This window comes from Baekduia sp. Peel2402, from assembly GCF_052567285.1.
In genome coordinates, this window is the sequence record NZ_CP199582.1 from 637,653 (window position 1) to 656,514 (window position 18,862).

19 protein-coding genes are annotated in these 18,862 nt (G+C 71.1%); 11 read left to right on the top strand and 8 right to left on the bottom strand.

What is annotated here, in order from left to right; translation table 11 throughout:
• Nucleotides 1-16: 16 nt before the first annotated feature.
• From ACT01A_RS03145 to ACT01A_RS03160, 4 genes are read left to right on the top strand one after another with little or no spacing between them, the layout of a single operon-like run.
• Nucleotides 17-1,249 (top strand): lyase family protein, encoded by a 1,233-nt coding sequence (locus ACT01A_RS03145; protein ID WP_445150790.1) that lies wholly within the window; start codon nt 17-19, stop codon nt 1,247-1,249.
• Complete coding sequence (gene pcaD, locus ACT01A_RS03150; RefSeq protein WP_445150791.1) at nt 1,246-2,034, top strand: 3-oxoadipate enol-lactonase; 789 nt, start codon at nt 1,246-1,248, stop codon at nt 2,032-2,034. Before ACT01A_RS03145 ends, pcaD begins: the two co-directional genes overlap by 4 nt.
• Complete coding sequence (pcaC, locus tag ACT01A_RS03155; protein ID WP_445150792.1) at nt 2,031-2,414, top strand: 4-carboxymuconolactone decarboxylase; 384 nt, start codon at nt 2,031-2,033, stop codon at nt 2,412-2,414. Before pcaD ends, pcaC begins: the two co-directional genes overlap by 4 nt.
• Entirely contained in the window at nt 2,411-3,196 is a 786-nt protein-coding gene (locus ACT01A_RS03160; RefSeq protein ID WP_445150793.1) for an IclR family transcriptional regulator domain-containing protein, read from the top strand. The genes pcaC and ACT01A_RS03160 overlap by 4 nt, the downstream gene beginning before the upstream one ends.
• Nucleotides 3,197-3,528: 332 nt before the next feature.
• Here ACT01A_RS03160 and ACT01A_RS03165 read toward each other — a convergent pair whose 3' ends face one another.
• On the bottom strand, nt 3,529-5,082 hold the full coding sequence (locus ACT01A_RS03165; RefSeq protein ID WP_445150794.1) for a sensor histidine kinase: 1,554 nt from the start codon (nt 5,080-5,082) through the stop codon (nt 3,529-3,531).
• Entirely contained in the window at nt 5,079-5,480 is a 402-nt protein-coding gene (locus ACT01A_RS03170; protein ID WP_445150795.1) for a response regulator, read from the bottom strand. The genes ACT01A_RS03165 and ACT01A_RS03170 overlap by 4 nt, the downstream gene beginning before the upstream one ends.
• A gap of 80 nt (nt 5,481-5,560) precedes the next feature.
• On the opposite strand from ACT01A_RS03170, the gene ACT01A_RS03175 reads away from it, so the two are divergent.
• The 5 genes from ACT01A_RS03175 to ACT01A_RS03195 are packed head-to-tail and all read left to right on the top strand — an operon-like array spanning nt 5,561 to nt 9,474.
• Entirely contained in the window at nt 5,561-6,340 is a 780-nt protein-coding gene (locus ACT01A_RS03175) for an LLM class F420-dependent oxidoreductase (RefSeq protein ID WP_445150796.1), read from the top strand.
• Nucleotides 6,341-6,392: 52 nt separating this feature from the next.
• The gene (locus ACT01A_RS03180; protein WP_445150797.1) at nt 6,393-6,800 is read left to right on the top strand and encodes a PaaI family thioesterase; all 408 of its coding nucleotides are present in this window, start codon (nt 6,393-6,395) and stop codon (nt 6,798-6,800) included.
• Nucleotides 6,801-6,813: 13 nt separating this feature from the next.
• Nucleotides 6,814-7,254, top strand: a complete 441-nt coding sequence (locus ACT01A_RS03185; protein WP_445150798.1) for a MarR family winged helix-turn-helix transcriptional regulator — start codon at nt 6,814-6,816, stop codon at nt 7,252-7,254.
• 45 nt (nt 7,255-7,299) lie between these two features.
• Entirely contained in the window at nt 7,300-8,793 is a 1,494-nt protein-coding gene (locus tag ACT01A_RS03190; protein WP_445150799.1) for a peptidoglycan-binding domain-containing protein, read from the top strand.
• A 27-nt stretch (nt 8,794-8,820) separates the two neighbouring features.
• The gene (locus tag ACT01A_RS03195) at nt 8,821-9,474 is read left to right on the top strand and encodes a lysophospholipid acyltransferase family protein (protein ID WP_445150800.1); all 654 of its coding nucleotides are present in this window, start codon (nt 8,821-8,823) and stop codon (nt 9,472-9,474) included.
• A 562-nt stretch (nt 9,475-10,036) separates the two neighbouring features.
• Here the strand turns inward: ACT01A_RS03195 and ACT01A_RS03200 are convergent.
• Both ACT01A_RS03200 and ACT01A_RS03205 read right to left on the bottom strand, forming a co-directional pair.
• Nucleotides 10,037-10,930 carry an acyl-CoA desaturase gene (locus ACT01A_RS03200; protein WP_445150801.1) on the bottom strand — a complete coding sequence of 298 codons (894 nt, stop codon included), beginning with the start codon at nt 10,928-10,930 and terminating at the stop codon, nt 10,037-10,039.
• Nucleotides 10,931-11,131: 201 nt separating this feature from the next.
• A complete protein-coding gene (locus ACT01A_RS03205) occupies nt 11,132-11,875 on the bottom strand; it encodes a hypothetical protein (protein WP_445150802.1) in 744 nt (247 codons plus the stop codon).
• Between the two features lie 272 nt (nt 11,876-12,147).
• Here ACT01A_RS03205 and ACT01A_RS03210 point away from each other — a divergent pair, with 272 nt between their 5' ends.
• A complete protein-coding gene (locus ACT01A_RS03210; RefSeq protein ID WP_445150803.1) occupies nt 12,148-13,851 on the top strand; it encodes a penicillin-binding transpeptidase domain-containing protein in 1,704 nt (567 codons plus the stop codon).
• Between the two features lie 17 nt (nt 13,852-13,868).
• Nucleotides 13,869-14,990 (top strand): DUF3089 domain-containing protein, encoded by a 1,122-nt coding sequence (locus tag ACT01A_RS03215; RefSeq protein ID WP_445150804.1) that lies wholly within the window; start codon nt 13,869-13,871, stop codon nt 14,988-14,990.
• On the opposite strand, the gene ACT01A_RS03220 is transcribed toward ACT01A_RS03215, so the two are convergent.
• The 4 genes from ACT01A_RS03220 to ACT01A_RS03235 form a co-directional block, all read right to left on the bottom strand.
• Complete coding sequence (locus ACT01A_RS03220) at nt 14,938-16,017, bottom strand: lysylphosphatidylglycerol synthase transmembrane domain-containing protein (protein WP_445150805.1); 1,080 nt, start codon at nt 16,015-16,017, stop codon at nt 14,938-14,940. The two genes, ACT01A_RS03215 and ACT01A_RS03220, sit on opposite strands and share 53 nt — an antisense overlap.
• 51 nt (nt 16,018-16,068) lie before the next feature.
• Nucleotides 16,069-16,974 (bottom strand): esterase/lipase family protein, encoded by a 906-nt coding sequence (locus ACT01A_RS03225; protein ID WP_445150806.1) that lies wholly within the window; start codon nt 16,972-16,974, stop codon nt 16,069-16,071.
• Between the two features lie 96 nt (nt 16,975-17,070).
• Nucleotides 17,071-17,973, bottom strand: coding sequence for a VOC family protein (locus ACT01A_RS03230; RefSeq protein WP_445150807.1), 903 nt, complete (start codon nt 17,971-17,973; stop codon nt 17,071-17,073).
• Nucleotides 17,974-17,980: 7 nt separating this feature from the next.
• The gene (locus tag ACT01A_RS03235; protein ID WP_445150808.1) at nt 17,981-18,856 is read right to left on the bottom strand and encodes an AraC family transcriptional regulator; all 876 of its coding nucleotides are present in this window, start codon (nt 18,854-18,856) and stop codon (nt 17,981-17,983) included.
• Nucleotides 18,857-18,862: the final 6 nt, after the last annotated feature.

Consider the following 18,862-nt stretch of genomic DNA (forward strand, 5'->3'; position numbering starts at 1 on the left):
GCGCGGACGAGCGACGATGCCCAAGGACCCGACATACACCACTACGGAGGGCGCATCTGACGCCTTGCTCGGCGGGATCTTCGCGCGCGGCGAGGCCGCCGCGGCGGTCGCAGACGGCCCGTTCCTACAGGCGATGCTCGACGTCGAGGCATCCCACGCGCGGGCGCGCGCGGCGCTGGACCTGATCCCGCTCGAACACGCCGAGGCGATCGCCGACGCGGCCGACGCCGCGCGGTACGACCTCGCCGCCCTGGGCGCCGAAGCCGCGCGCCACGCGACGCCGGTCATCGGCTTGGTCGCGGCGATGCGGGCCGAGGTCGGCGACGGAGTCGCACCGTCTCTGCATTCCGGCCTGACGAGCCAGGACGTCGTCGACACCGCGCTCATGCTCTGCGCCCACCGCGCGCTGGGCCCGCTGCTGGATGACGCCGCCGCGGCCGCCGACGCCGCCGCGCTGCTGACCGCCACGCACCGCGTCACGCCGATCCTCGGGCGCACGCTGTTGCAGCCCGCGCTGCCGACGACGTTCGGCGCGAAGGCCGCCGGGTGGCTGATCGCCCTGGATGAGGCGTCGCTTGAAGTCACGCGCGTACGTGAGCGCGTGCTGGCCGCGCAGGTCGGCGGCGCGGTGGGCGACCGCTCGACGCTCGGCGAGCACGCAACCGCGATCGCGACGGCGATGGCCGACGACCTCGGCCTCTGCCACCCGACGCTGCCCTGGCATGGCGACCGCCGCCGCCCCGCGCAGCTTGCCAGCGCGCTGGCGGTCCTCGCCGGCGCCGCCGCGAAGGTCGCCAAGGACGTGATCTTGCTCGCCCAAGGCGAGGTCGGCGAGGCGCGCGAGGGCGCCGACCCCGACGGCGCTGAGCGCGGCGGCTCGTCGGTGATGGCGCACAAGGCCAACCCGGTCGCGGCCGTCAGCACCGCGGCGTGCGCCGCGCGCGTGCCCGGCCTGACCGCGACCATGTTGTCGTCGATGGCCGGCGAGCACGAGCGCGCCGCCGGCGCCTGGCAGGCCGAATGGGAGACGCTGCGCGCGCTGATCGCCGCCACCGGCTCCACGGTCGCCTGGCTGCGCGACCTGCTGGAACGCCTGGAGGTCGACCCCGCGCGCATGCGCTTCAACCTCGACACGGCGCTGGGCGACGACGCCGTCGCCGCCGCCGAGCGGCTCGTCGCGGCCGAGACCGCGGCGGGCGCGTTGGTCGATCGCGCGCTGGCCGCCCACCGCGCGCAGCGAGAGCTATGACCGACATCCTCAACTACGAGGACGACGGCCCACGCGACGCGCCCGTCCTGCTGCTGGCCGGCTCCCTGGGCACGACGCTGCGGATGTGGGATCCGCAGGCCGACGCCCTTCGCAATGACCATGGGTTGCGCGTCGTCGCGTATGACCAGCTCGGCCACGGCGCCTCCCCCGTACCGCCCGGGCCGTACTCGATCGCGCGTCTCGGCGAGGCCGCGCTGGCGTTGATGGACCACCTGAAGATCAAGCGCGCCTCGTTTGCGGGCGTGTCGATCGGCGGCATGGTCGGCCAGTGGCTCGGCGCGCACGCGCCGGACCGGATCGACAACCTCATCTTGATCTGCACGAGCGCGTACCTCGGTCCGCCGGAACCTTGGCACGAGCGCGCGGCGACCGTCCGCGCCGCGGGCACGGTCGACGTGATCGCCGACATGGTGGTCAACCGCTGGCTCACGCCGCCGTGGGCCGAGGCGAACCCGGATGCGCGCGCCACGCTGCGCGCGATGCTCGCCTCCCAGCCGCCCGCGGGCTACGCCGCCTGCTGCGAGGCGCTCGCCGAGCTGGACGAGCGCGCGAGCGCCGCGGCGATCAAGGCCCCCACCTTGGTCATCGGCGGCGCGCAGGACGCCGCGATCGCACCCGACCACCAAGAGCGCCTGGCCGCCTCGATCACGGGCGCGCGCCTGGAGATCCTGGATCCCGGCGCACACGTCGTCAGCGTCGAGCGCGCCGACGTCGTCACCGACCTGATCGCCGACCACCTCGACCGAGAGACGAACGCCGCATGAGCGACGACCTGCACGCCGACGGCATGGAGGTGCGCCGCACGGTCCTCGGCGACGCCCACGTCGATCGCGCGATCGAGAACACCACCGACTTCACCGAGCCCTTTCAGGACTTCATCACCAAGATGGCCTGGGGCAGCGTGTGGACGCGCGAAGGCCTGACGCGGCGCGAGCGGTCGATGATCACGCTGGCGATCCTCACCACGCTGCGCGCTGAGGACGAGCTCGGGATGCACGTGCGCGCCGCGCTGCGCAACGGGCTGACGCCTGAGGAGATCCGCGAGGTCTTGCTGCACACCGCGGTCTACGCAGGTGTGCCGCAGTCCAACACCGCGTTCGCGCGGGCGCAGGAGGTCCTGCGCGAGGAGGGCCTGGTCGAGTGAGCGAGGCGCCGCCCCGCGACCGGCAGTTCGTCCAGTCCTTGGAGCGCGGGCTGTCGGTGATCCGCGCGCTCAGCGCGCCCGAGCCGCAGACGCTCTCCGACGTCGCCCGCGCGACCGGCCTGACCCGCGCCGCCTCGCGCCGCTTCCTGCTGACGTTGCAGCAGCTCGGCTACGTCCACCTGAGCGGGACGCGGTTCCAGCTCACGCCGCAGGTGCTGGAGCTCGGCTACGCGTACTTGTCGTCCTTAACGCTCCCCGAGGTCGCCCAGCCGCACCTGGAGAAGCTCGTCGACGAGATCCACGAGTCCTCGTCGGTGTCCGTGCTCGACGGCACCGACGTGGTCTACGTCGCCCGCGTGCCCACCCGTCGGATCATGCGCGTCGCGATCTCCGTCGGCACGCGCTTCCCGGCCTACGCGACATCGATGGGCCGCGTGCTCCTCGCCGGCCTGGAGCCGGAGACGCTCTCCGACGTCCTCGACCGCACCGAGTTGATGGCCTTGACGCCGGAGACGATCCACGAGGTCGGCCCGCTCCACACCGAGCTCGACCGCGTCCGCGACGAGGGCTACGCGCTCGTCGACCAAGAGCTCGAAGCCGGCCTGCGCTCGATCGCCGCCCCAATCCGCGGCCGCGCCGGCAACGTCGTCGCCGCCATCAACGTCTCCGCCCACGCGACGCGATCCGTCGAGGACGTCGTTGACACGCTCCTGCCACCGCTGCTGGTCACCGCGGGCGCGATCGAGCGCGACCTCGCCGCCGCGACGGCGCCGGCGCGGTAGGTCGAACGACGACATCAAGGGCGTGAGAGCGGAGTGGCGTGGCGACCGCCTCGTGCGTGGATCGTCGCCCGGGTGGTTCAGAGCGCCGGGGCTTCTTAACTGCGCATCGATCGCGGTGCGGGTCGCTTGAGCCGGACATATTGCGGTTGCAGCGACCCGGATCACCGAAACCAGGGTCCCGCTGTTCGCTCCGGCGCCGACAACCACCCCAGCGACGAGCCACACCGAAGACGGTCGCCACGCCACCACACTCTCACGCCCTCGCCTGCCAACAAACCCCGTCCCGCACCACGACCAACGCCCGCGCGGAACGCCACCAACGCCCGGCGACCCTACGCCGCCGGCAACGTGAACCAGAAGCGGCTGCCCTCACCCACCGTCGACGACACGCCAATCGCCCCACCATTCCGCTCGACGACCCGCTGCGCGATCGCCAGGCCCAGCCCGGTCCCCTCGTACTCCGACGCGCTGCTCAAGCGCGCGAAGGGCACGAACAGCCGCGGCCGGTCTGCTGGGTCGATGCCGATGCCGTTGTCCAGCACCGTCACGCGCCACGCGTCGCCCATCGGCTCGGCACTCACCGACACGCGCGGATCGTTGCCCGCCGCGAACTTCACGGCGTTGGACAACAAGTTGCGCAACGCGGCCTCGACGTCACGGCGCTCGGCGTGGACGCGGACGTCTGCCGGGACGTCGACCTCGACGCGCGCGCCGCGCGCCTCGATCGTCGCCTGAAGCTCGTCGAGCACCGCCGCGACGGCGCCGATCAGGACGGTGGTGGCACCGGAGCCCTCCGCCGGCTCGGCGGCGCGGGCGTAGCCGAGCAGGTCGTCGACCAAGTGCGACATGCGCTCGACGGCGCCGCCGATGTGCCCCAGGTAGTCCAGGGCGGTCGGATCCAAGGCATCCGCATGACGATCGCGCAGCAGGCCCGCGAAGCCCGAGATCGTGCGCAGCGGCTCCTGCAGGTCGTGCGCCGCGACCGCGGCGAAGCGGTCGAGCTCCTGGTTGGAGCGCGCCAGGCGCTCGTTGGCCTGTTGCAGCGCCTCGTCGGCGGCGCGGCGCTCGCTGAGGTCGCGGGTGACCTTCGCGTAGCCGATCACCGTGCCGTCGTCATCGCGCAGCGCGGTGATCACGACGTTGGCCCAGAAGCGCGAGCCGTCCTTGCGGACGCGCCAGCCCTCCTCCTCATAACGGCCGGTCGCGGCGGCGATCCGCAGCTCGTTGGCGGGATGGTCGCGAGCGCGATCGGGCTCGGTGTAGAAGATCGAGAAGTGACGGCCGATCGCCTCGGCGGTCGAGTAGCCCTTGGTGCGCTCGGCGCCGGCGTTCCAGGTCGTGATGCACCCGCTGGGATCGAGCAGGAAGATCGCGTAGTCCCGCACGCCCAGCACGAGGCGGCGGAACTGCTCCAGCTCGTCGTTGGCGGCGGCCAGCGCGGCGGCGTTGTCGCGCAGGCGCTGCTCGTGCAAGCGGCTCTGCGTGAGGTCGCGCGTCACTTTGCCGAAGCCGACGAGGGCGCCATCCTCGCCGTAGATGGTGGTGATGAGGACGTGTGCCCACAAGCGGGAGCCGTCGCGGCGCACGCGCCAGCCCTCGTCCTCGAAGCTCCCGTCGCGGCGGGCGGTCTCGAGCGCCTTCGCGGGCTGCTGCTGGGCACGGTCCTCGTCGGTGTAGAAGACCGAGAAGTCCTGGCCGATGATCTCGCCGGCCGCGTAGCCCTTGAGCCGCTCCGCGCCCGGGTTCCAGGAGACGATCGTGCCCTCGGCGTCCAGGAGCAGGATCGCGTAGTCGCGGATGTTGTCGACGAGCAGCGCCAGCTCGTGTGCGCGACGGGCGGTCCCCGACGCGTCAACCGACCCGGGCGCCTCGCCGCCGGTGGTCACCGGCCGTTGCCTGCCTCGGCGCGTTCGGAGATGAAGCCGACGAGGTCCCCGAAGCGGTCCTTCAGGAAGTGATGCGTTGCCCCCGCCTGGGCGAATTGGCGCTCGGCCCCCGGCACCGCGGTGAACGCCACCACCTCCAAGTCGCTGAACAGCGCCTTCAGCTCGCGTGTGGTCGTGACGCCGTCCATGCCGGGCATGTTCTGGTCGACGACCGCGAGGTCGGGCGGCTCGGCGGCGGCGAGCCTCAGCGCCTCCTCACCCCCGGACGCTTCGAGCACGAGCACGTCGGCGCGGTCGCCGAGCATCGCCCGCAAGAGCGCGCGGATGTCCGGTGCGTCGTCGACGACGAGCACGCGAAGGGGACGCTGTTGTGGCGTGGGGTCCACGATCTTGGTCATCGGCTTCCCAAGCGCCTCCTTGCAGCAAAGCGGTAAGGAGCACGACAGGTGGCCGAGACGGTATCGCTAGGGTCGGTCACATGCCGATCCGCGTGGGAGTCCAAGTCCAGCCTCAACACGCCGATTTCGAGGGGATGCGTGCGGCGTGGCGCGAGGCCGACGAAGCTGGCGCCGAGACGATCTTCACCTGGGATCACTTCTACCCGCTCTACGGCGAGCCGGACGGCAAGCACTTCGAGGCGCTGACGACGCTGGCGTCGATGGCCGAGGTCACCGAGCGCGCGGATATCGGCGCGCTGGTGATCTGCAACTCCTACAGGAACGCCGAGCTGCTGGCCGACGCGCACCGCACGATCGACCACATCTCGGGCGGGCGCGCGATCCTCGGGATCGGCGCCGGCTGGTTCCAGCGCGACTACGACGAGTACGGCTATGAGTTCGGCGAGGCGCGGGATCGGCTGCGCGCGCTGCGCGAGGACCTGCCGCGCATCGAGGCGCGCCTGGCCAAGCTCAACCCGCCGCCGCTGCGCGACATCCCGATCCTGATCGGCGGCAGCGGCGAGAAGGTGACGCTCAAGTTGGTGGCCAAGCACGCGCACATGTGGCACGGCTTCGGCGACGCGGAGACGTTCACCAAGAAGAACGAGATCTTGTTGGCGCACTGTGCGGACGTGGGTCGCAACCCGTCGGAGATCGAGCGCACGTGGGGCATCCACGGCAACGTCCTCGAGCACGTCGACGAGCTCGTCGCGGCCGGCGTCCAGCACGTGATCGTCGGCATCGGCGGGGACGGCACGGGCTACGACCTCGGGCCGCTGCGCGAGCTGATCGCGTGGCGGGACCGCGTCAACGCCGCGTGACGCAGCGCACACGCCGCGTGACGCACCGCATCCCGGGGTAGCGGCTCGGGGGATGAGCACGACGCAGACCGCTGGCTTCTCCCCATTCCCAAACCAGGGCCCGTTCCTGGAGCACGTCGGGCCGATCCTGATCCGCGAGGACGGCGACGAGCTGGTCCTCGCGATCCAGACCGAAGAACGCCACGCCAACCATCGCGGCACCGTCCAGGGCGGGCTGCTGTCGACGTTCGCGGACTTCGCGCTCGGCCGCGCGATCGAGGCCGACGCCGACGACGGCAAGGACCGCGCGACCGTCTCGCTGACCGTCGACTTCCTCAAGCCCGCCAAGCCTGGAGACTGGATCGAGTCGCGCACGAAGGTGGACCGCGTCGGCGGCACGTTGTCGTTCGCGGACTGCTCGCTCTGCGTGGGCGACAAGGAGATCGTCCGCGCACGTGCCGTCTGGGTGGTGGCCGGATGATTAGGCTTCCCTCATGCCGCCCGCCCCGGATGCCGACGACGACGTCGCCCGCCTCGCCTCCGATCTGCGCCTGACGCTCGGCCGCCTGGTGCGGCGCGCGCGGGCGGAAAGCACCCTCCTGCCCGTCGGTCAGACCGCGGTGCTGGGGCGGCTGGATCGCGAGGGGCCGATGACGACCAGCGACCTCGCGGCCGCTGAGAAGGTGCGGCCGCAGTCGATGGCGCGCACCGTCTCGCTGCTGCAGGATGAGGGCTTCATCGCGGGCGAGCCGCATCCGACCGACGGCCGCAAGACGCTGCTGCGGATCGCGCCGGCCGGTCTTGAGAAGCTCGTCGCGCAGCGCGACGGACGTGAGCATTGGCTCGCCGAGGCGCTGGCGGGCGAGCTGACGGCCGCCGAACGCAAGTCGCTGCGCAAAACGGTGGTCCTATTGGACCGCTTGACCGAGCGCTGACGCCGGGCACCGCAACTTCGACGGTCCCTGCGAGTCTCGAAGGCGATGTCGCGTCGTCTGGTCCTCCTGCTCACCGCCGCCGCCGTCGGGGTCTTCGGCGTCCCGTCAGCCGCCGACGCCGCGGTCTCGCGCGCGCCGAAGCTCGCGGCCGTGCGGTGCGTTCCGGTCAGCGCGTCGTCCTGCAAGAGCGGCGTGGCGCTGCGGGTCGGCAAGCAGGTCCAGCTGAAGGGCACGCGGCTGAAGCTCGGGATGCGCGTGACGTTCCGGTGGTCGAAGGGCGCGATCGCCACCAAGCTGCATCGCGGCAACGCGGGCTGGGTCGCGCGCGTGCCACCGGGCGTGCGGCCGGGCAGCGTCCAGATCACGGTGCGCGACAGCGCCGGCCGGCGGTCCAACGTGCTGAAGATCCGGGTGCTCGCGGAGCCCAAGCCGGTGCCCGCGCCCGCGACGACCGGCGGCGGGACGATGCCGGTGGCGTTCCGCGGCAACGGCATGTGGATCTGGCAGATGGAGAAGACCGAGGGCGGCGACGTCGACGCGATCGCGGCGCGTGCAGCCGCGGCCGGCGTGACGACGGTGTTCGTCAAGGCCGGCGACGGCACGACGCCGTGGTCGCAGTTCTCACCGCTGTTGATCGGCGCGCTGCATCAGCACGGGCTGAAGGCATGCGCGTGGCAGTTCGTCTACGGGTCCTCGCCGGCCGGCGAGGCGAAGGTGGCGGTCTCGGCGATCCAGGCCGGCGCGGACTGCTTCGTGATCGACGCCGAGTCCTCCTACGAGGGCAAGTACAGCGCGGCGCAGACCTACATGTCGGCGGTGCGCGCCGCGGTCGGGGCGAGCTACCCCATCGGGTTGACCTCGTTCCCCTACGTCGACTACCACCCGTCGCTGCCCTACTCGGTCTTCCTGGCGCCGGGCGCCGCGCAGGCCAATCTGCCGCAGGCCTACTGGAAGGACATCGGCGGGTCGGTGGACACGATCAGCGCGCACACGCTCGCGCACAACCGGATCTACCAGACGCCGATCGCGCCGATCGGGCAGACCTACGACAACCCGCCGGCCACGGACCTGCGGCGCTTCCGCCAGCTCTGGGCGGCCTACGGCGCGCAGGGGTTGTCCTGGTGGTCGTGGCAGGCGACCGACAACGCGCACTGGAAGGTGCTCAACGAGCCGCCGATCGCGACCACCGCGGTGCCGGATCCCGGCTATCCGGCGCTCGGCAAGGGCGCCAAGGGCGACGAGGTCATCTGGCTCCAGGAGCACCTCACGAAGACCTACCCCGACGTGACCGTGACCGGCAAGTACGACACGGCGACAATCGCCGCGGTCAAGGCGATCCAGACCGCGAACGGCATCGCGGTGACCGGCACGACCGACGCGTCGACGTGGCAGGCGGCGTTGAAGCTGCCGTTCGTGGCGGTGGACTGGACGGCCACGGGCGCGAAGGCGGCGCGAGCGGTGCGGGCGACGGCGTCGGCGGCGCGCAGCGCACGCGCTCACCGCTCCGAGCTGCGGCGCGTGGACTCCGCGCAGCAGTAGCCCGGGCGATCGGGCAAGATGGTGGTCATGTCCACCATCTCGCCCACCTACCGTCTTGCCATGGCCGCCTCGACGCCGGCGGTGAAGTGGTGGGGCCGGTTGCAGGTGTCGGGTCTGGAGCACTTGCCCGAGGACGGCCCCGTGCTGCTGGCCGGCAACCACGACAGCTACTGGGACACGGTCACGATCGGCATCGCCGGCCTGCCCAAGCGCCAGATCAAGGCCTTGGCCAAGTCCTCGCTCTGGAAGCCCGGCCTGGGCAAGATCCTCGACGGCATGGGCCAGATCCCGATCGAGCGCGGCAAGGGCGACCAGAACGCCATGCAGCGCGCGCTCGACGAGCTCCGCGCCGGGTCGTGCATCGGCGTGTTCCCCGAAGGCACCCGCTCCCTTGGCCGCGAGCTCCCGGCCCGCTCGGGGTTCGGTCGGTTGGCCGAGGCGGTGCCCGAGGCGACGATCGTCTGCTGCTCGGTGGTCGGGACGGTGGACATCCCGAAGTTTCCACGCTCGCGCCCGCGCACCGCGGTCCGCTTCTTCCGCCCGGCCGGCGGCGGCCTTCAGCCGGGCGAGTCCCACAAGGAGTTCGGCGCGCGGCTGCTCGCCGAGATCCGCGCCGAGGCGCCTATCGCCCACGCAGGCCGGCGCAAGCCGGCGGAGCCGAAGGCGAAGAGCGCAGCGTAGCTCGGGCGTTGACGGCGCCCGGTGCGGGGCGCTCGCTGGGCGCGGGGCGCGGGGCGCGGGGCGTCGGTGGTTCTTCGGCTCATCAAAAGGGTGAGAGCCTTCTGGCGTGGCCACCGCCCGGGAGTGATCGTCGCTTGGGGTGGTGCCGGCCGGGCTGGCTTTGGCATCAAGACATGAATACGGGCCTCAAGGGGCGTCCGTCGGCCTTGGGGTTTGAGGGTTCGGGCCCGAAGGTCGCGCGTTTGGGGGTCCGGGTCGTTTTAGCGTCGTATATCGACCATAAAACGACCCGGATCCCGATTTCGAGGTCCGGGTCGCTCCGAGCTTGTATATGCAGCTCTCAGCGACCCGGATCTCCGAAACCCCTGGTCCCTCGAACCCCAGCGGTCGAGGGACCGCCGTGGAGGCCGAGTCTGATGTCTTGATGCGGCTGTAAATCCCCGCCGACCACGACGATCCACACCCCAAGCGGTCGCCACGCCCCAACAGCCTCACGCCCTTCGCCGCCCAAAACGCCGGCGCCACCTAAACAGCCAGCGGCAGACCACCCAACGCCTGCCCCCTAAGCCGGGACCTTCTCCCGCGCCAGCTCCTTCGCCTCCTGCCGCTCCGGAGCGATGACGACAACATCTCGCGCCAGCCCGACCTTCGCCAGCCCCGAGATGAACAAGGCCGACAGGTCGATCTCCCACGGCTTCAGGCCGTGCTTGGCCGACCGCGGGAAGGCATGGTGGTTGTGATGCCAGGACTCGCCGAGCGAGGGCAGCGCGAGCCAGGCCACGTTGGTGGACTTGTCCTCGATGTCGAAGCGGCGCGAGCCGAAGTAGTGGCAGACCGAGTTGACCGACCACGTGACGTGGTGGACGAGGAAGATCCGGACGAGGCCGCCCCAGATGTAACCGCGCAGCGCGCCTTCCCAGGTGAAGCCGTGTAGGACGTAGCCCGTCACGGTCGGGATCAGCAGCGAGGCCACGACGTAGGCCGGGAAGTGACGGCCGATGGCCTTCATCTTGGGGTCTTCGTAGAGGTCGCGGGCGTACTTCTTCCAGTCCGCTTGCCCCTGCGTCTCCATCAGCCAGCCGGTGTGCGCGTGCCAGAGGCCGCTCAACCCGCTGCCGTGGCCGACGTGCGGGCTGTGCGGGTCACCCTCGACGTCGGTGTGCGCGTGGTGCTTGCGGTGGTCGGCGACCCAGTCCAGGACGCTGCCCTCGACGCTGAGCTGCCCCATCCGCGCGAAGGTGCGCTCCAGCCACGGGTCGACCCCGAACGACCGGTGCGTGAGCAGCCGGTGGAAGCCAACGGTCACCCCGATCGCCGTCGCGAGGTACATCACGGCGAAGATCGCGAGGTCGATCCAATCGACCCACGAGTTCCACAGCAGGACGATCGCGATCAGAACGCCCGCGAACGGGACGACTACCCCCGCGAGGTTGGCATAACGCTCGGCACGGCTCATGCCTTTGCACTTTGGCGCCAATCCCGCACCGCTTCTTGTGGCTTTGGCAGGGCCGGACCGTAGCTTGCTTATCACAAAGCTACAGTCGCCATCCGGGGCAACTGACCGGCGCTACACCGACGACCCACCCCCATCGAAAGGGTGAGCCGTCAGTTGGAGTAGAACTACTATGACTACAGGTACTGCTCCGCGCGACTGTTCCTAGGCAGTGCGCACGATGTGTGGGCCGCCTCCGGCCGAGGTCACGGTGAAGGTCTGCTCGCTGAAGTGCAGCGCGTCGTTGGTGCCGAACTGGCAGCCTGAGCCGCTGACGTTCAGCGTCGTAGTAGTGAGAGTCAACGTGTCCGCCGACGCTCCCTTCGTGTAGATCGCATGGCGCGAGCCGGCGACGTCGCACAGCTTGCCTCCGGATCCGAAAGTCACGGCGCAAGTCATGTCGAGGTTCCCAGTGGTGACCACAGTCACGGTGGGCTGTGCGGTTGCAGTCAACCGGTACCCACAGCTGAACTCGAAGCCCAGCCCGATGGTGCATCCGAAAGTGATCGTGCCAGCAACACCGCTGTAGACGGCGCCGGCGAGCGAGCCGGGGGCGTACGTGCCCGTGGCCGTTGCGCTCGTACAGGCCAGGGGGCCGATAGTCCCGGACAACGTCTCGGAAGGCGCCGTAGCGGTGAACGACCCGCTGCCACTCACGTGCCACGTCACCGCGCCGGCCGTCCCGGCGATCGCGCCGACGACCGCTGCCAACGACGTCACGAGCACAACGATGCGAGAGATCCTGCTCATGTTGATGGTCACCTGATCCTGATTCGGAGAACGACGGGCGCGCCGGGGCGCTAGGACCTCCACCAAGAGATCAAGCCGTCCGGTCTCCATCGTGACCGACCAACTTCCAGCGACGATGACACCGCACGCCCCAAACCCCAGCCAGAGCCAAAGCGACAAGACGTGCCAGTCGGCAGCCGGATCGGCTCGACCGAACGCCGTTTCTCTGCTAACCGGCGTCTAGAGACGTTCCACCGTTCGGCCCAGGCCACAAGCGGAAAGATGTCCTGACAGCTCACGCCCTCAGGCGCTCAGTCCTGCTCACCGGCCAATTGGCAGGGCACCGCCCCCGAAACACTCTCGGTCCTGCCACTCTGGCACCTTCGACCGGGTCCGCACGTCAGCGTGCGACCGTCGCGGATCTCGGCCTCGCCCGGTAAACACCGTGGTCAGTGCCTCGACGCCGACGCCGTCGTTCCATCTTCGCCTCGGCGCCGCCCCGCGCGCGGGCCGGTGCTCCGTGGCTGGAACCCGGTCTTCGTGCAGGACGACGCAGCGGGCGCCGTGGCGGCCGGCGCGGTGGTGGTGGCGGCTACGGCGGCTATGCCGGAGGCGGCCGACGGCGGCGCAACCCGCTGCTGTTCATCGTCCCGCTGCTGCTGCTCGTCGCTGTAGGCGGCGTCGTCACGCTCGTCGTCCGCCACAACCGCCACCTCGACCGCGAGCGCGCGGCGGCCGACACGTTCATGAAGGCCTACGTCAAGCGCGACAGCGCGGCGCTGTGGGATTCGCTGGACCCCGACTCCCAGAAGCGCTACCCCCGCGCACGCTTCGTCGCACAGATGAAGACCGCCGACGATGCGGCGACCACGCGCAGCCGCCGCGCCGGCGAGCAGTCCGATCCCAAGGGCGACCGTGTGCGCGTCCCGGTCGCGGTCGCCACGCGCGACTTCGGCACGCTGCGCGGGACGCTCTCGCTGCCGGTCTCCGAGGACGGCGTGCGCTGGAGCCCGACGATGCGCCTGCCCGGCCTGCGCACCGGGGAGACGCCGCGCCGCCGCACGTTGCAGACCGCCAGCCCCGGCGAGATCAAGACGCGCGACGGCAAGGACCTGCGCATCGACCCCGCGCTGTCGATCTTCTACAAGGGGTTGAACACCCGCTACGCCGACCGCCTGCACGGCACCAACGGCTCCGAGCTGCGGTTCGGCAAGCGTCGGGTCGCGCGCGTCGCGGCCACGCCCGGGAAGTCGATCCACTCCACCCTCCGCCCCGGCCTGCAGAAGACCGCCACCGAGGCGCTGGGCTCAAAGCTCGGCGGCGTCGCGGTGCTCAACCCGAAGACCGGCGACGTGTACGCCTTGGCCGGCATCGCGGTCTCCGCACCCCAGCCGCCGGGCTCGACGTTCAAGATCATCACCTTGGCCTCCGCGCTGGCGTCCGGCAAGGCGACGCCGTCCTCGTCTTATCCGGTGCGCACCAGCGCCACGCTGAGCGGCGTCAAGCTCGCCAACGCCTCCAACGAGTCCTGCGGCGGCTCGTTGTCCAAGTCCTTCGCCGACTCCTGCAACTCGGTCTTCGCACCGCTCGGCGTCGCCGTCGGTGCCAAGCGCCTGGTCGAGCGCGCCGAGGCGTTCGGCTTCAACGAGACGCCGCGCGTCCCCGTCGCCAAGCCGAACACCATCCCCGTCGCCAAGGACTTGCCCGACGCGATCGCCGTCGGCTCGGCGGCCATCGGCCAGAACAAGGACCTCGCGACGCCTCTGGGCATGGCGTCGGTCGCCGCCGCGATCGGCAACAAGGGCGTGCGCGCCAAGCCGCGCGTCGTCTCCGAGGACCCCGTCCTCAAGAACCGCGCGGTCAGCGCGACGGTCGCCGGCCAGGTGCGCGACATGATGATCGGCGTCGTCCAGGGCGGCACCGGCACGGCCGCGCAGATTCCCGGCGTGACCGTCGCCGGCAAGACCGGCACCGCCGAGCTGCGCTTCACCGGCGGCGGCGCGGCCGACCCCAAGAACACCGACGCCTGGTTCGTCGCCTTCGCGCCCGCCAACGACCCCAAGATCGCCGTCGGCGTCATGCTCGTCGGAGCGGGGGCAGGCGGCAAGGCCGCCGCGCCGATCGCCAAGCGGGTTCTTGCAGCGGCGCTGTCCTAACACGTAGTGTGCGACACATGTCCCGACTGTTGCGTGCCGTCCTGGCCGCGGCGCTCCTTGCGCTGCTCGCCGCCCTCCCCACCACCGCCTCCGCCAAGACGACCTGGCTCTGCAAGCCCGGCCTGGCGAGCAACCCGTGCGCGGTCGGCACGGGTACGACGTGGCTGAACGCCGACGGCACGGTCAAGGGCCCCGTCAACGGCCCGAAGACCAAGGCCACCAAGCAGGTCGACTGCTTCTACGTCTACCCCACCGTCTCTGACCAGAAGACGCCGCAGGCGACCACGCGCATCGACCCCGAGGAGCGCTCGATCGCGCTCTACCAGGCCGCGCGCTACAGCTCGCTGTGCCGCGTCTACGCGCCGATGTACCGCCAGATCACGCTCCAGGGTCTCCTGCAGCCGGCGACGGTCACAACGAAGATGCGCGATACGGCCTACGCCGACGTCCGCGCCGCGTTCCGCGACTACCTCAAGAACGACAACAAGGGTCGCGGGATCGTGTTCATCTCGCACTCGCAGGGCACGGCGATGCTGCGCGAGCTGCTGGCCAAGGAGGTCGACGCCAAGCCCGCAGTGCGCAAGAAGCTCGTCTCCGCGATCCTGCTCGGCGGCAACACCACCAACAAGGACTTCAAGCACATCAAGACGTGCGCGAAGGACACGCAGACCAGCTGCGTCCTCGCGTTCTCGACGTTCAACGAGACCCCGCCCGCCAACGCGGTCTTCGGCAAGAGCTCGGGCCTCGGCCGCCTCGCGCCCGCCACCGGCGGCACCGTGCTGTGCACCAACCCGGCCGCGCTGGGCTCCACGAAGCCCGCCACCCTGACGACGATTTACCCGAGCACGCCCTTCGCCCCCGGCACGACGATCGGCGCGCTGACCACGCAGGTCGGGATGCCCACGCCGACCGGGATCTCGACGCCGTGGCTCTACGCGCAGGCCTACAGCGCGCAGTGCGTGACCGAGAACGGCGTGCACGTCCTGAAGATCACGCCGCTGCCCGGCGCGCCCACGCTCAAGGCGCTTCCCGACGCGACCTGGGGCCTGCACCTCGTCGACGCGAACATCGCCCTCGGCGACCTGGTCAATGTCGTCCTGAAGCAGACCGGGCGCTACGTGGCGCGCGCTCGGGCCTGAGCACCAGCGGCTCGGCGAGCGTCCGCCGCAACCGCAGGAAGGCGATCGTGCCGAGCAGCGTCGGCACCCAGAGCACGATCGCGTGGTAGACGAGGACCGCGGCGGCGGCTGACGCGGGGTCGGCCCCGTACAGCACGAGCGCCGCGGTCAACCCGCCGTCCAGCGCGCCGATGCCGCCCGGCACCGGGACGACGTTGCCCAAGTACCCGATGAGGAACGCCAAGGTGAGCGCGCCGATCGGTGGCGCCTCGCCGAAGGCCCGGAACGCGACCCACAACATCGCGATGTCGAACCACAGGTAACCGACCGCGCCGAGCAGCCGCCACGACGGGTGGCGGATCTCGTCCTTGGCCTCCTCGACCACGCGCGCGGTCGTGTGCATCCAGCGCACCATCCGACCGGCGTCCTCGACCAGCGTGAAGCGCGCCGCCAGCGCCGGCACGAACCAGAACAGCGCCACGCCGGCGGTCGCGACCAGGCCGGGCAGCAACCCCAACAGGATGTGGTGCGGCGCGTGCAGCACGCCCACGCCGACCAGCAGCCCGGCCAGCGCCAGCGTCGCCGCGTTGATCCCGCTGGTCAGCAGGAACAGCACGGCCGAGCGCTCCATGAACCGCCGCAGCGACCCGCCCTTGGCCTTGGCGACCCACGCGCCGATCGCGATCCCGCCCGCGCCGCCGACCGGGAGCACCGCGCCGAACGCCATCTCCGACAGCGCCGTGCGCACCGCCAGGATCGTCGGCACGCGGTAGAAGATCATGCAGAACGCGAGCGCGTAGCCCGCGCAGGACGCCAGCTCGAGCCCGATCGCTAGCGCGATCCACCCCGGCGCGACGTCCCGGAGCCGGTCCTCGACCTCGCTCAGGCCCGGCACCGCCAGCAGCAGCGCGCCGACCAGGATCACTAATACGACGAGCGAGACGATCCCGTTGCGCAGACGCTTGCCCTCGTCGGCCTCGGCGTCGGCGCGCCGGGCCTCGAAGGCCTCTGCGTGGTTGGGGTCGGTGGTGGGCGTGTCGGTCGACACGCCCACCATCCTCTCCGGCCGGCGGCCAGAGCAACCCCATGACGTCGGCGGTTACCCGCCGACGCCCGCCAGGATCGGCGTGCAGAGCGTCGAGCTCTTGTGCGCCGGGTCCAGGGCGTTGAGGACCTCGCGGCCGACGACGTGGTCGTAGGGCATCGAGATGTGGTCACCGAGATCCAAGATGCACTTGTTCTGGATCGTGATGTTGGTGACGTTGGACCCGCTTAGGAAGGCCGACGTGTAGGGCGTGACGACCTCGTCGAACCTCGTCTGGATGACCGTGTACTTGACGCCGGGGACCGTGTCGCCGCCGGCGTTCAGCGCGGTCAGGAACGGCGAGCCGACGACCTGGTCCTGACACGCCGGGCAGGCCGCGCCGACGAGGTCCAGCGCGCCGGGGATGAAGCCGGCGAGCGTCGCCAGCCCACTGAGCGTCGTGCCGTGGTTGGACGGCGAGAGCCCGACCAGCGCGTTCGTCTTGGCCGCGCCGCCGAGGTTCTTGAGGTAGTAGCGCGGCATCATGCCGCCCTGCGACCAGCCGACGATGTCGACCTTCGACGCGCCCGTGGACGCGAGCACGCTGTCGACTTTGGTCTTCAGCTCGCCCGCGGACGCGGCAATCGGGCCCAGCGACCCGATCTGGCCGAGCACCAGCGGACCACCGTAGTTGAAGGTGTAGACGCAGTAGCCGTTGTTCTTCAACAGTGGTGCAAACGCGTTCCAGCTGATGATCGCGTTGGCGAACGTGCCGTTGACCAGCACGACCGGCCGCGGGTGGGCGGCCGAGGGCGTGCACGGGACGTTGGCGCCGGCGGGCGTCCCGCCTGGGTTGACCACCGAGGCGGCCAGCGCGGTCGGGAAGTTGTAGATGACGGGCAAGGCCGAGGCGCTCGGGGCGCTCACAGCACAGCACGCCGCGGCGGCCAGGACAGCGGCCGCCGCTCGCTTGATGTTCATGAAGGTCTCCTCCTCCTAGGAATGGACGAAGCGACCCTCTCAGAACCTCACACCAAATCGCAATCCAAGATGGAGGTTCCGTGGAGAAAAGCGGCCTTAGGCGGCCACGACCCGCACCGTCATCCCGAACGGGTCGGTGGCCTCAAAGCCGCCGTCGGCGTCGCGCGCCGCGATCCCCGCGGCGTCCAAGCGCGCCCGGACCTCGGCGACCTCGTCGGCCGTGTCGAGCACGATCGTCCAGTGCCGCAGGCCGATCACGCCGGACGCCGGCTGCGGCGCCGCGCCCACGCCGCGCCAGGTGTTCAGACCCAGGTGATGGTGGTAGCCGCCGGCCGCGACGAACGCGGCGGTCGGCATCTGCGCCCAGACGTCGAAGCCGATCGCGTCGCGGTAGAACGCCAGCGCCGCGGGCAGGTCGCCGACGTGCAGGTGGACGTGGCCCATCCGCAGGCCGGTCTGCGCGCGCGGGCTCGGCTCCTCCCCCGCGACGGTCTCCAGCAGCGCGTCGAAGTCCAGCGGCATCGGACCGCCGCGCGAGAACTCCTCCTCTGGCGAGGGCCAGACGTCGCTTGGACGGTCGGCGGCCAACTCGATGCCATTGCCATCCGGGTCAGGCAGGTAGATCGCCTCGTGCGTGCCGTGATCCGACGCGCCCTGGATCGGCGTGCGCGTGGCGGCCAGGCGCAGCGCGGCGCGCGCGAGCTCCTCGCGCGTCGGGTAGAGCAGGGCGTAGTGGTAGAGGCCGGAGCTGCGGCGGCCAGGCTGCGCGGCCTGGGCGTCCTCGTGCAGCACGAGCACGTCCTCGTCGCCCGCGCCGAGCGCGGCGACGCCCACGTCCTGGCGGTGGACCTGCATCCCGAGCGCGGCCTGGTACCAGGCGACGGAGCGGTCGAGGTCGGAGACCGTTAGGTGGACGGGCCCGAGGCGCAGCGTGGCGGGAAGCGTGGAGACCCCGAGGGCGGCGGGGCCGGTGGTGACGTCGGCAAATGGGGAGCTCATGACACGGTCATTGTCGTCCGCCCGCGCCGTCCTCGGAATGGGCGAACGGCGCCGATCCATGGACTTCTGCGCGATAGGCCTGCGGCGCGCGTCCCGCGTAGCGCTTGAACGCCCGCGAGAAGTACAAGGGGTCGTCGTAGCCGACCGCATGGGCGACCGCCCCGACGCCGGCGTCGGTGAAGCGCAGCAGACGCATCGCCTCGGTCATCACGCGCTCGACGATCAGCTCCTTGGTCGCCCGGCCGGTGACGTTCACCAGCGCCCGCGACAGCGCCGCGGCCGGCACCGCGAGCGCGTCGGCGTAGTGCGCGACGTCGTGGTGGCGCGTGTAGTCGCGCTCGAGCGCCTCGGCGAAGCGCCGGTGCAGCACGACGTCGGCGTCGTCGGCCTCCGGGCGCTCGGCACGCGACGCGTCGTGCCAGCGCGCCAGCCACAGCAGCGCGGTCGCGGTCAGGTGGCCGATCAGCTCGGCGGCGTAGGGGTCCGGCGGGCGCTGCGTCTCGGCGTGCAGCGCGCGCAGGACCGCCTCGAAGCGGCCGCACTCGCCGGGCGGGACGGTGATCACGGCGGCGCCGCGGCGACGGTCCAGCAGCCAGCCGTCGTCGCCCGCCACCGCCGCGTCGGCCACCCGCAGCAGCGCGCCGTCCAGCCCGCGCGCCCAGCGGAACTGGTGGACCTGGCCGCGCGCGATCACCGTGACCGTGCCGGGGACGATCTTGTAGGCCTCGCCGTCGATCAGCTGCTCGCCCTCCCCCGCGCGCAGCCACATCAGCTCGTGGTAGTCGTGGCGATGGGGCTCGCGGATCGGGCCTTCGCCGACCGCGAAGTCCTCCACGATCACCACCTCGACCGCCCCGTCAGACGCCAGGCGGTCGGTCCCCAAGCGGCG